At 43.4% G+C, this 14,189-nt stretch carries 15 protein-coding genes and 4 tRNA genes; 11 read left to right on the plus strand and 8 right to left on the minus strand.

Going from position 1 to position 14,189, the window contains the following annotated elements:
• The 11 genes from recX (at window position 1) to pgi (ending at window position 5,317) form a co-directional block, all read left to right on the plus strand.
• A complete protein-coding gene (recX, locus tag A4G17_RS05055; protein ID WP_123957159.1) occupies window positions 1–453 on the plus strand; it encodes a recombination regulator RecX in 453 nt (150 codons plus the stop codon).
• A complete protein-coding gene (gene yqfB, locus A4G17_RS05060) occupies window positions 437–772 on the plus strand; it encodes a N(4)-acetylcytidine aminohydrolase (protein WP_123957158.1) in 336 nt (111 codons plus the stop codon). The genes recX and yqfB overlap by 17 nt, the downstream gene beginning before the upstream one ends.
• Before the next feature lie 3 nt (window positions 773–775).
• Window positions 776–1,306: a DNA topoisomerase family protein gene (locus tag A4G17_RS05065; RefSeq protein WP_123957157.1), complete on the plus strand. Its 531-nt coding sequence runs from the start codon at window positions 776–778 to the stop codon at window positions 1,304–1,306.
• Window positions 1,306–1,860: an L-threonylcarbamoyladenylate synthase type 1 TsaC gene (tsaC, locus tag A4G17_RS05070; RefSeq protein ID WP_123957156.1), complete on the plus strand. Its 555-nt coding sequence runs from the start codon at window positions 1,306–1,308 to the stop codon at window positions 1,858–1,860. The genes A4G17_RS05065 and tsaC overlap by 1 nt, the downstream gene beginning before the upstream one ends.
• A 3-nt stretch (window positions 1,861–1,863) precedes the next feature.
• The gene (aroE, locus tag A4G17_RS05075) at window positions 1,864–2,691 is read left to right on the plus strand and encodes a shikimate dehydrogenase (RefSeq protein WP_123957155.1); all 828 of its coding nucleotides are present in this window, start codon (window positions 1,864–1,866) and stop codon (window positions 2,689–2,691) included.
• A 175-nt stretch (window positions 2,692–2,866) separates the two neighbouring features.
• Window positions 2,867–2,943 (plus strand) — tRNA-Met (locus tag A4G17_RS05080).
• Window positions 2,944–2,945: 2 nt separating this feature from the next.
• A tRNA-Leu gene (locus A4G17_RS05085) sits at window positions 2,946–3,030 on the plus strand.
• A 24-nt stretch (window positions 3,031–3,054) separates the two neighbouring features.
• Window positions 3,055–3,129 (plus strand) — tRNA-Gln (locus tag A4G17_RS05090).
• Window positions 3,130–3,176: 47 nt separating this feature from the next.
• Window positions 3,177–3,251: transfer RNA gene (locus tag A4G17_RS05095), tRNA-Gln, on the plus strand.
• A 111-nt stretch (window positions 3,252–3,362) separates the two neighbouring features.
• Window positions 3,363–3,608 (plus strand): ubiquinone biosynthesis accessory factor UbiK, encoded by a 246-nt coding sequence (gene ubiK / locus A4G17_RS05100; protein ID WP_123957154.1) that lies wholly within the window; start codon window positions 3,363–3,365, stop codon window positions 3,606–3,608.
• A gap of 68 nt (window positions 3,609–3,676) precedes the next feature.
• Window positions 3,677–5,317, plus strand: coding sequence for a glucose-6-phosphate isomerase (pgi, locus tag A4G17_RS05105; protein ID WP_123957153.1), 1,641 nt, complete (start codon window positions 3,677–3,679; stop codon window positions 5,315–5,317).
• A 55-nt stretch (window positions 5,318–5,372) separates the two neighbouring features.
• On the opposite strand, the gene pfkA is transcribed toward pgi, so the two are convergent.
• The 8 genes from pfkA to A4G17_RS05145 all read right to left on the minus strand — a co-directional run bounded on the left by pfkA (window position 5,373) and on the right by A4G17_RS05145 (window position 14,174).
• Window positions 5,373–6,338, minus strand: coding sequence for a 6-phosphofructokinase (pfkA, locus tag A4G17_RS05110; RefSeq protein WP_123957152.1), 966 nt, complete (start codon window positions 6,336–6,338; stop codon window positions 5,373–5,375).
• Between the two features lie 190 nt (window positions 6,339–6,528).
• Window positions 6,529–7,725: an aminotransferase class V-fold PLP-dependent enzyme gene (locus A4G17_RS05115; RefSeq protein WP_123957151.1), complete on the minus strand. Its 1,197-nt coding sequence runs from the start codon at window positions 7,723–7,725 to the stop codon at window positions 6,529–6,531.
• A gap of 98 nt (window positions 7,726–7,823) precedes the next feature.
• Window positions 7,824–9,185 (minus strand): sulfatase family protein, encoded by a 1,362-nt coding sequence (locus A4G17_RS05120; protein ID WP_123957150.1) that lies wholly within the window; start codon window positions 9,183–9,185, stop codon window positions 7,824–7,826.
• Between the two features lie 3 nt (window positions 9,186–9,188).
• Window positions 9,189–10,685: a tripartite tricarboxylate transporter permease gene (locus A4G17_RS05125; protein WP_123957149.1), complete on the minus strand. Its 1,497-nt coding sequence runs from the start codon at window positions 10,683–10,685 to the stop codon at window positions 9,189–9,191.
• A gap of 31 nt (window positions 10,686–10,716) precedes the next feature.
• Window positions 10,717–11,169, minus strand: a complete 453-nt coding sequence (locus A4G17_RS05130) for a tripartite tricarboxylate transporter TctB family protein (RefSeq protein WP_123957148.1) — start codon at window positions 11,167–11,169, stop codon at window positions 10,717–10,719.
• A gap of 67 nt (window positions 11,170–11,236) precedes the next feature.
• The gene (locus A4G17_RS05135) at window positions 11,237–12,199 is read right to left on the minus strand and encodes a tripartite tricarboxylate transporter substrate binding protein (protein WP_123957147.1); all 963 of its coding nucleotides are present in this window, start codon (window positions 12,197–12,199) and stop codon (window positions 11,237–11,239) included.
• 113 nt (window positions 12,200–12,312) lie between these two features.
• Complete coding sequence (locus A4G17_RS05140) at window positions 12,313–13,398, minus strand: anaerobic sulfatase maturase (protein WP_123957146.1); 1,086 nt, start codon at window positions 13,396–13,398, stop codon at window positions 12,313–12,315.
• 77 nt (window positions 13,399–13,475) lie between these two features.
• Window positions 13,476–14,174: a thermonuclease family protein gene (locus tag A4G17_RS05145; protein WP_123957145.1), complete on the minus strand. Its 699-nt coding sequence runs from the start codon at window positions 14,172–14,174 to the stop codon at window positions 13,476–13,478.
• Window positions 14,175–14,189: the final 15 nt, after the last annotated feature.

Consider the following 14,189-nt stretch of genomic DNA (forward strand, 5'->3'; position numbering starts at 1 on the left):
ATGAAACAAAAATCGACCGCAATTCAATATGTTGTATATTTGCTCTCAAAGCGGGATTACGGCGAAGCAGAATTACGACAAAAACTGAAGCAGAAAGACTTTCTCGAAGAAGAAATCGAACAGGCGATTGTCAAAGCACAAGAACATCAATGGCAAAGCGATGAGAGATTTTGTCGTCAGTTCATTCATTATCGTTCACAGCAAGGCTATGGACCAAACCGTTTAAAGCAAGAACTACGTTTTAAAGGCATTGCTGATTGGCTGATTAGTCAAGAAATGGAAAATAGTGAAGTAGATTGGTTTGAACTGGCTGAACGCGTGTTTGAGAAAAAACGCTCAACAAATTGGGATATCAAGGCTAAGCAAAAAATGTGGCGATATATGGTCAGTCACGGTTTTTACAGCGATCATTTTAGCCACTTAATGGATCTAGATTATGACGATTACCAATAAAATTACCTTTTTCAGCCGTTTTGAAGCAGATATTTTAAGCGGTAAAAAAACGATCACAATTCGCGATTTATCTGAAGCTCATTTTCAGCCAAATCAGCAACTTTGCGTTTCGACCTACGAAACTGACCGCTTGTTTGCACATATTCATGTATTATCGGTTACGCCTATTACCTTTGCGGATTTGAACGAGCAGCACGCTCAGCAAGAAAATATGACGCTAGATCAGCTCAAACTAGTGATTCGTGAAATTTATCCACAAGATGATCACTTTGTGGTGATTGAGTTTGAATTGTTGAAGAATGAGCAAACAGAGCAGTAGTCAATGAGTTTGTTTAAATCCACCAAACAGACGGAACGCTGTCCGCAATGCCACTCCCCCTTGCAAATTAAACGCGGGAAAGGCGGACTTTTTCTCGGCTGCTCGGCTTATCCAAAATGTGATTATCTCAAACCGTTGCAACAAGTAGCCCATATTATTAAAACCTTGGATGAGCTTTGCCCACAATGCCATTCGCCGCTGCAACTCAAACAAGGGCATTTTGGTATTTTTATCGGCTGCAGCACCTACCCTAATTGTGAATTTACCGTGCATAATGAGCCTGAAACAAGCGAAGAATTTAGCTGTCCTGAATGTAAAACCTATAAATTAGTCGAACGAATAGGGCGTTCGGGTAAACATTTCTATGGCTGTAGTGGCTACCCTGAATGCAAATTTACTGTGCCGAGTAAGCCAATCGAGAGAGAATGCCCGCAATGCCATTACCCTTTGGTCACTCAGAAAAGAATACGGGGAAAATCTGCATTTCTTTGTGCGAATAAACTGTGCCAATACCTTTTTAGCGATAACGAATAATGTACTCTTTTAATGAAATAGTCGAAAAACTCAAGCAAGATCAAGTGGTTGCTTACCCAACAGAAGCGGTTTTTGGCTTGGGATGTAACCCAAATAGCGAGCAAGCGGTGAGACACTTGTTAGCGTTAAAACAACGCCCTGAATCGAAAGGGTTGATTTTGATCTCTCCTTATCGTGAACTTTTATTACCTTATATTGATGAAACTCAGCTTTCTAAGCCAGAATGGCAACGTTTCGAGCACTCTTACGAGAAAGCGATTACTTGGGTAATGCCAGCAAAAACAGACGTGCCACGTTATCTTAAAGGGCAATTTGAAACTATTGCGGTCAGGTTATGCCAAGTACCTGCGGTGGTGAAATTATGTGAGGCGACGGGCTTTGCCTTAACGTCTACCAGTGCAAATTTAACTACATTGCCGCCTTGCAGAACGGCTCAAGAAGTAATGGCACAATTTGGTGACAATTTCCCTGTTGTCATCGCTGAAACAGGCGGAAAAAACAATCCTTCTGAAATTCGTGATATTTTCACCCAACAAATTTTTAGGCAGGGCTAAGTTATGAATCAATATGCTGTTTGGGGCAACCCGATTACCCAAAGTAAATCTCCTCGCATTCATCAATTGTTTGCTGAACAAACAAAGAAAAGCTTGCAATATCAAGCAAGGTTAGGCGATGAAGAAAAGTTCGAGCAGCAGTTATTAGACTTTTTTGCACAAGGGGCTAGAGGGGCAAATATCACCTCCCCATTCAAAGAGAGAGCCTTTGCTCTAGCGGATTTGCATAGTGAGAGTTGCCTGCAAGCGAAGGCTTGCAACACGTTAAAACGTTTAGATGATGGACGTTTGTATGCCGATAATACGGATGGTTTAGGCTTAGTGGCAGATTTGAAACGGTTGGAATGGCTAAAACCACAGCAAAAAGTGCTTATTTTAGGGGCGGGTGGAGCAACGAAGGGCGTTTTGTACCCTTTATTGCAGGAGAAGCAACAGGTCACCTTATATAACCGCACTGCTGAGAAAGCGGTCAGTTTAGCGGAAAAATTTGCAAAGTGTGGCAAGATTCAGACCGCTTGTTTACACGAAATGGCTGAACAGTCTTACGATTTAATCATCAATGCCACTTCGCTAGGGTTGCAAGGCAAATATGTCGAATTGCCGTCAGTAGTTTTTTCCACCGCAAAGGTGTATGATATGCAATATACTGTGGATATGCAGACGCCATTTTTAAACTACGTTCGTTCACAAGGAGCAATGGCGTGTCAAGATGGTTTGGGAATGCTAGTTGGGCAAGCTAGCTATGCGTTTGAATTGTGGGAAGGGGTATTACCGCAGATTGAACCTGTGTTAGCCATTTTGCAGGCTGAAATGAAAAAATCAGCACTTTAGTGCATTTTGCCCTTATAAAATCAATAAGTTCCGTAAAAGAGTGTTGGTTTTTATCGCAATTTGCCGAAACTCTATTCAAACAAGCAAAAAATAGGAATTTTTAGAAAAAAGTATTTGACGAGCTAAGGTGAAATCAGCATAATACGCCCCGCAAAGCCGATATGGTTACGCAAATGGCTACATAGCTCAGCTGGTTAGAGCACAACACTCATAATGTTGGGGTCGCAAGTTCGAATCTCGCTGTAGCCACCATTGCGGGACTGGCGAAATTGGTAGACGCACCAGATTTAGGTTCTGGCGCCGAGAGGTGTGTGGGTTCAAGTCCCTCGTCCCGCACCATTATGGCTTAGCAAATAAAACGACTGGAGTATCGCCAAGCGGTAAGGCACTGGGTTTTGATCCCAGCATTCCTAGGTTCGAATCCTAGTACTCCAGCCATCTTATTTTTAAATCTCAGTAACTAACCTTGTGTTAGTTTTTTCTTTTGGAGTATCGCCAAGCGGTAAGGCACTGGGTTTTGATCCCAGCATTCCTAGGTTCGAATCCTAGTACTCCAGCCATCTCATTTTTTATTTTGATCTCGCTTAGATTTCCCTTTAATTCCTTGATTTTTCCTTTTGATTTGAGCCAAAATTCTTTAAAATTGTCGCTCAATTTGACTGGAGAATTTTATGCTTAATCCGAAAAATCTAGAATCCCTCGCACAACAACTTCACAATGCACTTCCTCAAAGCCTGAAAAATGTCGGCAATGATCTCGAAGAAAAATTTAAACAAATCTTGCAGGCTCAACTGGCGAAATTAGATGTAGTAACGCGTGAGGAATTTGATGTGCAATCGCAAGTGTTATTGCGTACCCGTGAGAAATTGAACGAACTCGAAAAGCGTTTAGATGAATTAACTCAGCAAGCGGACTAATTTGCAAAATTTTTAGCAAAACTAACCGCTTGTTTATCCATTTATTTTAACTTTTAAAGGGCAATAAAATGCAAAATATCAATCCAACCCAAACATTTGCTTGGAATGCACTCGAGCAACACAAAGCCGAAAACCTAGCTATCCCAAAACTTTTCGAACAAGATCCAGACCGTTTTAATAAATATTCCCTGCGTTTTAACGATCAAATCCTGGTTGATTTCTCGAAAAATGCCATCAATGAACAAACACTCGCATTATTGCGTCAATTAGCTGAAGAATGCCATTTAAAATCAGCAACGTATGCGATGTTTAATGGTGAAAAAATTAACCGTACCGAAGATCGTGCCGTATTGCACACGGCGTTGCGTAACCGTTCAAATACCCCCGTGGAAGTAGATGGCAAAGATGTGATGCCTGATGTGAATGCGGTGTTGGCAAAAATGAAACGTTTTTGTGAGCGTGTGATTTCGGGCGAGTGGAAAGGCTATACGGGTAAGGCGATTACCGATGTAATCAATATCGGGATTGGCGGCTCGGATTTAGGGCCTTATATGGTGACGGAAGCATTGCGTCCGTATAAAAATCATCTCACGATGCACTTTGTATCAAATGTGGATGGTACCCACATTGCTGAAACCTTACGTAAAGTGAATCCTGAAACTACTTTGGTTTTGGTTGCATCAAAAACGTTTACCACCCAAGAAACGATGACTAACGCCCATACGGCTCGTGATTGGTTATTAGCTGTAGCGAAAGACGAAACTGCGGTAGCTAAACATTTCGTAGCACTTTCAACTAATGCGAAAGAAGTTACGAAATTTGGTATTGATACGGCAAATATGTTTGAGTTTTGGGATTGGGTTGGCGGTCGTTATTCGCTTTGGTCTGCGATCGGCTTATCCATTGCGTTATCGATCGGCTTTGAAAACTTCGAGCAGCTGCTTGATGGGGCACATGCAATGGATCAGCATTTCTTAAATGCACCTATTGAGCAAAATATTCCAACTACGTTAGCGTTGGTCGGTATTTGGAACAACAATTTTTTAGGGGCAGAATCGGAAGCGATTTTACCTTATGACCAATATTTACACCGTTTCGCGGCTTATTTCCAACAAGGTAATATGGAGTCAAACGGCAAATTTGTTGGACGTGATGGCAACGTGGTGAAACACCAAACGGGTCCAATTATCTGGGGGGAACCAGGTACAAACGGTCAGCATGCGTTCTATCAGCTGATTCACCAAGGCACCAAGTTGATCCCGTGTGATTTCATCGCACCAGCACAAACGCACAACCCGATTGGTGATCACCACAGCAAGCTGCTTTCTAACTTCTTCGCACAGACGGAGGCCCTTGCCTTTGGTAAATCGAAAGAGGTGGTTGAGCAAGAGTTCGTACAAGCAGGTAAAAGTCTTGCAGATGTTGCAGAAATCGTGCCGTTCAAAGTGTTTACTGGAAACCGCCCGACCAACTCTATTTTAGTGCAAAAAATCACGCCATTCACTTTAGGGGCGTTGATTGCAATGTATGAACACAAAATTTTCGTACAAGGTGTGATTTTCAACATTTACAGCTTTGACCAATGGGGGGTTGAGCTTGGCAAACAGCTTGCTAACCGCATTTTGCCAGAGTTGGAAAACAGTGAAACCATCACCAGCCACGATAGCTCAACCAATGGGTTAATCAATCAGTTTAAGGCTTGGAGATAAGTGAATAGAGATAAAAAAACGCAGGGCTTTCCTGCGTTTTTTAATTCCGTCTTGTTTAAAACAATTTTCTTGAAGTCTCAAACAATTCTTCTTTGAATGGGCGGCGCATATTGTTGATCGCATCAATAATATCGTGGTGAACTAATTTTTCATTTTGGATACCGACACAGCGTCCGCCATGACCTTCAAGAAGAAGTTCTACAGCATACACCCCCATACGAGAAGCTAAAATACGGTCAAAAGCACAAGGTGCACCACCGCGTTGGGTATGGCCTAATACGGTCGCACGGGTTTCGTGGCCGAAACGTTCTTCGATTTCTTTTGCAAGTTCGTGGACATTTGTCATCATTTCCGTAATGGCGATGATCGCGTGACGTTTACCTTTAGCAAAACCTTCGCCGATGTTACGCATCAATGACTCTTTATCTAAACCTTTTTCTGGCACAATGATGTATTCACAGCCGCCCGCAAGTGCCGCATTAATGGTTAAATCGCCACAATGACGACCCATAATTTCCACGATTGAGATACGTTGGTGAGACGTTGAAGTATCACGCAAACGGTCGATGGCTTCTAATGCTGTTTCTAATGCCGTTTGGAAACCGATGGTATAGTCAGTACCTGCTACATCGTTATCGATGGTGCCTGGCAAGCCGATGCAGTTAATGCCAAATTCTTCCGTGAGCAATTTTGCCCCCATATAAGAGCCGTCACCGCCGATGACCACTAAGCTATCAATGTCGTACTTTTTGAGCGTTTCCACACATTTTTTACGCACTTCAGGATCTTTAAACTGCGGAAAGCGAGCCGAGCCTAAGAAAGTTCCGCCACGGTTGATCACTTCAGATACTGAGCGGCGTTCGAGTCGAGTCACTTTATCGTGATATAAGCCATAGTATCCATCTTGGATACCATAAACTTCTAAGCCTTCGCTCAATGCCGCACGTACAACACCACGAATCGCAGCATTCATGCCAGGGGCATCGCCACCACTTGTTAAAACAGCAATTTTTTTAACCATAAAAATACCTATAAGAAATAATAATTAAAATTTTTGAAATAAATCGGAAATGGTGTGCAGATTACCCGATAACGCTTTCCCGTTCTAGCAAAAACTCGCAAATTTTACTCTTTTTTGATACAGGGCAAAAGTGGCAAATTAGATCTCTTGTCCCATTTGCAAAACTTTTGTGGGAAGTCACCGCTTGCGGCTATTCATCTGTCAGTATTTCCATGGCAAAGTCTAGCCCTGCAAAGAAGCGGTCAAGATCTATCTGTGTGTTGTAATGTGCCAACGACAGCCGCAGCGTGCCCATTTGTTGTAGGTAGCGTAAGTACGGCTTGGCACAATGCTCGCCCACTCGCAAGGCGATTTTCTGCTCGGTTAACATTGCGGCAATGTCGGAATGATGAATATTTCTAAAGGCAAAGCTAATGGTTGGGCTACTTAGTGAGCCACCAAAAATTTGCAAATTGGGGTAAGCATCTAACCGCTTGCGAGCTTGTTCGGCGAGTTGATACAAGCCTTGATTGAGCGTAGCAAAATCCCAACTTTCGAGCCATTCCAACACCTTGCCAAAAGCGATAATTCCCGCAATATTTGGTGTGCCAGCTTCTAAACGATGGGGCAGTTCCGCTAAGGTGAGAGTCTGCTCGGTGATGTTTTCTAGCATTTTGCCGCCAAAGACAAGCGGTCGGATTTCTGCCAAACTTTGCAATTTCCCCATCAGCACGCCTACGCCTGTTGGTCCATACATTTTATGGGCAGAGAAAGCGTAAAAATCGGCGTCAAGCTGATTTGTATCTATCTGCTCAGAACAGACCGCTTGTGCCACATCGAGCAAAATTTTGGCATTAGAATGGTGGCGGATCAGGGAAATTAGCTGCTCAGCAGGCTGCCGCACGCCCGTCACGTTCGAGACCAAATTGAAGGCAACAATTTTCGTCCGTTGATTGAGATGAGCAAGTAGTGTTTTGCTATCGATCTGAAAATCTTCATTTAACGGCAACACAATCAACTTTGCTCTTGAACGCTCAGCAAGCTGTTGCCAAGGGATAAAATTGGCGTGATGTTCAGCAACGGAAATCACAATTTCATCACCTGTTTGTAGCTGATGTTCTAAACCGTACGCGACCAAATTGATCGAATGGGTTGTGCCACTGGTCCAAATCACCCCATTGCGATTCTCCACATTGAAGCGGCGAGCTAACAAATCTCGTGCCTGTTCATAGGCTTCGCTCTGGGCTAGATCGTACTGACTACGATGCACCGATCCCGCTGAACAATAAAAATCTATCGTTTCATCGATCAACACTTGTGGCTTCAGTGTCGTGGCGGCAGAGTCTAAATAGGTCAATTGTTGATTGGCAAAAAAAGGAAACTGTTGGCGGAATTGTTGATTGAGCATTGTCGGCTTTGGTTTAATTGAGAAAGGAGAAATTATAGCATAGGCATCCTATAAAAAAGGGGCGGAGTTCGCCCCAAAGTTACCGTTAATTTCGATTCTTAACTTGCGGGAATAATAGTTGGGCGTGGCTCTTTGGCGATTTCCATCTGTTTGCATAGTTTTTCTCGCAATTCCATTCGGGCTTGTTCATAGTGTGGATCTCGCACTAAATTGGTCAGCTCGTAAGGATCTTTTTCTAAATCGTAGAGAAAATCTTCTTGATAGAGATCGCTGCCGGCATATTCGCCGCCGTTCTTGCCTGGAGCAGTCACGGCATAGAGATATTTTTCGGTGCGGATGCATCGTCCAACGCGGCTTTCGCTGATTTGAGCAAAGACTTCATTTAAACGATTTGGATCTTTTTGGGCTACCACATCATAGAGATTCTCGCCGATCATCTTATCGCCAACATCAATGCCAGCCATCGCTAAGAACGTTTTTGGAAGGCTGGCGGTACTGACTAGTTGTTTGATCCGTTTACCACCCCGATAGTCACCACCTGCAATCACTAACGGAACGTGCAACGCAGAGGAGTGGCACGACCGCTTGTAATCGTCATAGCCGTTGAGATTTTCATCTCGGTTACGGGTCATAAAGTGAGATCCGTGGTCGGAGGCGAAAACGATAATGGTATTGTCGTATAAGCCTTTGGCTTTGAGTTTGTCGATCAAGCGGGCTAGATTGTCGTCTAAACTGCGACAGCAGCCGAGATAATCAGGGTACATCTCATCGGCATTGCCTTTCAATACAGCTAAGTCGTGCGGTAGTTGGTAATTGGCAAAGCGAGTTTTTGAGCCGTCAGGGCCTTCGTAACAGTGATGGTCGTTTTGGTGGTGCGGTTCAATATGGGAAATGGTCATAAAGAACGGTTTTTCGCCATTGTATTGATCGAGATATTCCAAAGCATAATCTGTAATGCAATCTACTCTATAGCCTGTAAATTCACATTTGTTCATGTTTTCATCAAAAACAAAGCCATCATAGCCATGGGAAGTAAATTCCAACACGTCAGCCGCCCGCCAGAAGCCTTTATAACCGCCACGCCGTTCAGGTGGAATGGCTGTGATTGTGTAGTCGATAGTTGGAGCTTCTTCCAATTCGCCATCACTGGCTAAGTGCCATTTGCCGATGTAAGCGGTGTCATAATCATTTTCGGTAAAGTAGTCAGCCAAAGTTTTAATATCTTGCGGTAACGCCACATTATTGCGGAAACAGCCCGTTTCTGTTGGGTATAAACCGCTTTGGAAGATGGAGCGGCAAGGTCCGCATACGGGCTGCGATGAGTAGGCTTCTTCAAAAAGCACACCTTCTTCTGCTAATTTATCTAGAGTTGGAGTAATATTTAACGGCTGACCATAAGCCCCAACGGTGTCCCAACGCTGTTGGTCGGTGAAGTAGAAAATGATATTCGGTCTGTTCATAACTTATCCTTTTTTCACTTTTTTATAGTTGTTAAACACAATGCTCACGATTACGAGCAAAATAAAAATGCAGAATACGAGAGAGAATGGGCGTTCAACGAAAATGTGCCAGTCACCATCGGAAATCATTAACGAACGGCGGAGGTTTTTCTCGGTTAAAGCCCCTAGCACCAAGCCGAGCAGGGTTGGCACTGCAGAGAACCCCAGTTTGTCCATAATATAGGCGATCACGCCAAAACTGATTGCTGTGCCAACATCAAACATTGATTCTTTCAACGAATAAGCCCCAGCAAAGCAGAAAACAGCAATCAGAGGGATTAAAATTTCTTGAGGAATTTTGACGACTTTCGCAAACAGTTTGAGCAGATATTTGCCTTGAATCAGCATAAAAATGTTCACGAAAATCAAGCCGATCATGATGGCATAGACTTCGGTGCCGTGGGTTTGGAATAGGTTGGGGCCTGGTGTGAGCCCGTTGATCATCAAGGCTCCGAGCATTAATGCTACCGCCGCATCACCAGGGATCCCAAGCGTGAGTAACGGTACTAAAGCGGTGCCAGTAATCGCATTATTTGCACATTCCGCGGCAGCAATTCCCTCGACTGAGCCGTGTCCAAATTCTTCTGGTTTTTTCGAGACTTTGCGTGAGAAATCGTAGCTTAAAAAAGAAGCGATTGATGCTCCCGTGCCAGGGATAATACCTACTAAAATGCCTGATAAGGAGCCAATAGCAAGCGGTTTTGGCAATCTTTTCCATTCAGATTTAGACAACGTACCTTTATCCAGTGGCAAGTTACTTGGGGCGTTGCTATTTTGCTTCTGTTTGAGAGCTACGGCTTTGTGGATAATTTCAATCAATGCGAATAAGCCAATTAGCACGACCACCAAATCAAAACCACTATATAAGTTAATGTTTTCAAAGGTAAAACGCATCGTGTCGCCACTCATTAAATCCATACCAATAAAGGATAAAAATAAGCCGACACAACCTGAAATTACGCCTTTAAGCAGACTTTCACCGCTAACGCCTGCAATAATGGTCAAACCAAAAGCACAAATTAGAAAGTATTCGGGTGAACCCATTTTCAAGGCGACTTTTGCAACTTCGGGGGCTAGGAATAGCAGCACTAACGCACTGACAATACCGCCAACAAAAGAGGCATATAACGCCACATTTAATGCTTTTTGTGCTTGACCGTGCAAGGCGAGTGGATGTCCATCCAACATTGTCGCTGCAGCGTGTGGTGTACCAGGGGTTTTAATTAAAATAGCTGAAATGGAGCCACCGTAGCTGCCCGCACAATAGATGCCGAGCAAAAACATAAAAGAGTGAATGGCGTTGAGAGAGTAAGTGATAGGCAAAAATAGCACCAAGCAGAGCATCACCGTTAGCCCTGGAACAGAGCCGAAAACGATGCCTAAAAACAGTCCTAAATTGATATAGAGCAAGCTCCCCCAGCTAAAAAATTCGTGAAAACCCGCTAAAATTTGATCGAACATATTGCCCGTCCTGATGAAAATAAACTAAATACTAAGGAAGCGACACATTTAAAAAATGTTGGAAAAAGAGTGACACGCTCACAATTACCGCAGCAACAATGGCGTAATAGTGCCATTTGTGACAACGGAAAAAGAGTAAGCAGCCGTAGGCAAAAAGAATTGAGGCGAACATAAATGGCAGCCAATGTAATAAACCCCAATAAAGCGCCAATAAGCCAACAATAAACAGCGAACGCAGCTCTTGTTGAAAATGAATTTCCACCATTTTGCTTGGCTGCTTGCGAATGAGTTTTATCAATTCTTTGATCAGTAACACTGCACTGCATAATGCCATTAGCCCGATGATTAAACGGGGAAAGGTTTGAGCCGTGATGACATCATCTTCATCGGTAACGATTTGATAGGGAATGAGAAACCATAGAATGGCAGAAACGGTGAGAAAAACTACCGCTCCCACGAGATCTTGTCTGAATGTAATTTTCATAATTCTCTCCCATTAGATTGCGGTGAAATTTGCAAAATTTTTGCCAAATCTCACCGCTTGTTTAGGGTTACTTCACTAATTTAGAATATTTTTCTGCTTTCGCCATTGTTGAGTCAATGTAAGCTTTCACGGCTTTGCCATCTTTAATATCTAAATGTAGCCCGATGTTTTTCGCAGTTTGCTGCAATTTTGGATTTTCCAAAATGGTTTTGAGTGCATTGTAGTTTTTATCGATGATGGCTTGATCGGTTCCCGCACGAATAAAGACCGCACAAGTGTTGGTCATCCAAGTGTCGTAACCATAATCTGCAACACTTTCGAGGTTATAAACTTCATCGACCAATTTTTTCTCATCAAACGCTACAATCGGCTTCACATTGCCCGCTTTCACAAATTCTCTTGCCAAAGAGGCGTGCGTCGTCGCAAAAGTCACTTCGCCAGACACTACTGCTGTTAAGGCTTCATTCGCTCCTTCATAAGGAATGAGTTTGAATTTTGCACCGAGTTCGGTAAGCAACGCGGCAGTTTGCAAGGCTTCGGAAGAGTTTGTACCGTTTACACCCACTTTTACGGTTTTGCCTTTGGCAATGTAATCTTTTAAGGTTTGCATACTGTCAACGTTGGTTTTTGGATTGCTTAAGAACACAAAAGTTGATGAGTAGATGTTAATTACTGGCACGAAATCTTCAAATTTGTAAGAGACTTTCATGGTTAGCGGAGCAATTGCAAAGCTGCCTTCACCACCTAAAATCAATTTGTGAGTGTTTGGTTTTTCTTTGAGGTATTCTGTTAATGCGACGGCACCGCCAGAGCCAAGAATATTGTCCGCCAACAGTGGCTGACCATACTGCTCTTTGCCATATTCAGACATTGCACGGTTGATTTGGTCGGCTAAACCGCCCACAGCCCAAGGGGTGATAATGGTAACAGGGCCAGTCGGCCAAGTGGTTTCAGAGGCTGAAGTGTGAACCGAAAATAAGCCCAATAGCCCAGCTAACCCAAGTTTTAATGCGGATTTCCAAGTTTTCATTTTGTCGTCCTCCTCAAGATCAACAGTTGATGAATTCTTGGCTAGTATATAAATCAATCCGATTGGAGAAATATGACATTGGTCATATAGAAGGTGTGAGCTAGGTCACAAATTTACAAATTTCTTTGCATTTTGATCCTCAAAGCAAGGCGTTGTAAATACGGCTGCATATATGAAAGTGCCGAATAATAGGCTTCACATAGCACGTTGTGCGGTTCACCGAAGCCTTCGATTTTGCGGTGTTTGGGGCAGCCACCATGGCAAGCGAAGCGGAATTGACATTGTTGGCATTTAGTGGAGATTTGCTGTTTCAGCAAGCCAAAGTGTTGCTGTTTGGGTGAGGTAACGATTTCGCGTAACGGGGTTTCGATCAGGTTGCCAATTTTATATTGCGGGTAAACATAGTGGTCGCAGCTGTAAATATCACCGTTTTGTTCGATCACGATCTGGTCACCACAACGTTGGCGGAAAATGCACAAACTAGGTTGCATGCCGAGAAACGCCATCATCCATTGCTCGATAAATTGCACGCTGATTTTGCCGATGTCGTTGGCGTACCACTGTTGGAAAATCTCAATCAGAAATTGTCCATAATCTTTGGCACTGGCTTGCTGTTCACCATCGTTCATCAGCGGGATAAACTGAAAATGGGTGGATCCGATCTCCTTCAAAAAGCGGTAAATGCGTTTGGCATGCTGCACATTTTTTTGATGCACTACGGTGAGCGTGTTAAATTCCACTTCATATTTCAATAAGTTATCCAGCCCTTCCATCACTTTATGAAAGGTGCCTTTTTGGCTTTTAGTGAGGCGATAGGCATCGTGCAGCTCTTCAGGACCGTCAATCGACAAGCCGACCAAAAACCGATTTTCTTTCAAAAAGGCACACCATTTCTCGTCAAGTAGCACGCCGTTGGTTTGTAAGGCATTTTCGACCGTTTTGCCATTTGCATATTTTTGCTGAAAGTTGACCGCTTGTTGATAAAACTCCAAGCCTGCCAAGGTTGGTTCGCCCCCTTGCCACAAGAACGTGACATGTTGCTGTGGGGAGTGCTGTAAATAGTCCCTCACATAGTGTTCAAGTACCTCATCGCTCATTCGGATTTGATTGCTATGCGGTTTTTCCAAATAAAAACAGTAACTGCAATCTAAATTGCAAATAGAACCAGTCGGTTTTGACATCAGTTGAAATGGGTGCATTGCCTTGCTCCTGTGTGCCATCATGAGCGTTTAAGCATAGTCAAAAAAGAATGCCAACGATATGACGGTGATCATAGTTACTGCCGCTGCGATTGGCGATAAAGCCGATTGCACGGAATACCATCGCCATTGCCGTCCAATTCTTTCCAACCACATTGGTGAAAATAGTGTTCTGCTTGGGCATAGCTGAAGCCTTGCCGTTCCATCTGACGGCAGCTCAGTTTTAATGAGCAGTTCAGCGCTGCAAGCGGTCGGTTTGGCGGAAAATTTTGCAAATTTTTTGAAGAATCTGACCGCTTGTTAGCTCGCCATTCCGCTGGGTTGATTGGGTTTTTATCCTGCCACAAGCCGATTTTAGCCCCTTGAGCTTGGCGTTGAGCTTGTTGATAAATCGGCTGAGTTTGGCGATACGCCCATGCCATTCCCATTTGTACTAATTGCAAGTTGAGATCTTCACCCCGTTCATTTTTCACCACGGCGAGTACTCGCCCATACTTATCATAGCCTGATGCCAACAACGTGACTTGCTTCTTAAATGCAAGGCTGGCAAGGGTTTGTTTGGCTCGATTACCAAACGGCTGTGTGGCTTCGGGGGCGTCAATATAATGCAATCGCACGTTGAATTGCGTGCGGTTGTTCAAGCAAGTGAGTGTATCACCATCCTTGATTTTAACTACTTTACACGAGATTTCCCGCATATTTGCCGCTAAATCTAAGTTAATAAAGTATAAAAAGCTAAAGAAGAATAAATAAAACCGATTTTTTCTCTTTTTCATAAAATTTTTTGCTAG

The organism is Frederiksenia canicola (genome assembly GCF_011455495.1).
In the GTDB taxonomy this organism is placed as follows: Bacteria; Pseudomonadota; Gammaproteobacteria; order Enterobacterales; family Pasteurellaceae; genus Frederiksenia; species Frederiksenia canicola.

Bases quoted from the DNA above. Each gene is read 5' to 3' on its own strand.
- recX (WP_123957159.1), top strand. From the start codon at position 1: ATGAAACAAAAATCGACCGCAATTCAATATGTTGTATATTTGCTCTCA.
- yqfB (WP_123957158.1), top strand. From the start codon at position 437: ATGACGATTACCAATAAAATTACCTTTTTCAGCCGTTTTGAAGCAGAT.
- A4G17_RS05065 (WP_123957157.1), top strand. From the start codon at position 776: ATGAGTTTGTTTAAATCCACCAAACAGACGGAACGCTGTCCGCAATGC.
- tsaC (WP_123957156.1), top strand. From the start codon at position 1,306: ATGTACTCTTTTAATGAAATAGTCGAAAAACTCAAGCAAGATCAAGTG.
- aroE (WP_123957155.1), top strand. From the start codon at position 1,864: ATGAATCAATATGCTGTTTGGGGCAACCCGATTACCCAAAGTAAATCT.
- ubiK (WP_123957154.1), top strand. From the start codon at position 3,363: ATGCTTAATCCGAAAAATCTAGAATCCCTCGCACAACAACTTCACAAT.
- pgi (WP_123957153.1), top strand. From the start codon at position 3,677: ATGCAAAATATCAATCCAACCCAAACATTTGCTTGGAATGCACTCGAG.
- pfkA (WP_123957152.1), bottom strand. From the start codon at position 6,338: ATGGTTAAAAAAATTGCTGTTTTAACAAGTGGTGGCGATGCCCCTGGC.
- A4G17_RS05115 (WP_123957151.1), bottom strand. From the start codon at position 7,725: ATGCTCAATCAACAATTCCGCCAACAGTTTCCTTTTTTTGCCAATCAA.
- A4G17_RS05120 (WP_123957150.1), bottom strand. From the start codon at position 9,185: ATGAACAGACCGAATATCATTTTCTACTTCACCGACCAACAGCGTTGG.
- A4G17_RS05125 (WP_123957149.1), bottom strand. From the start codon at position 10,685: ATGTTCGATCAAATTTTAGCGGGTTTTCACGAATTTTTTAGCTGGGGG.
- A4G17_RS05130 (WP_123957148.1), bottom strand. From the start codon at position 11,169: ATGAAAATTACATTCAGACAAGATCTCGTGGGAGCGGTAGTTTTTCTC.
- A4G17_RS05135 (WP_123957147.1), bottom strand. From the start codon at position 12,199: ATGAAAACTTGGAAATCCGCATTAAAACTTGGGTTAGCTGGGCTATTG.
- A4G17_RS05140 (WP_123957146.1), bottom strand. From the start codon at position 13,398: ATGCACCCATTTCAACTGATGTCAAAACCGACTGGTTCTATTTGCAAT.
- A4G17_RS05145 (WP_123957145.1), bottom strand. From the start codon at position 14,174: ATGAAAAAGAGAAAAAATCGGTTTTATTTATTCTTCTTTAGCTTTTTA.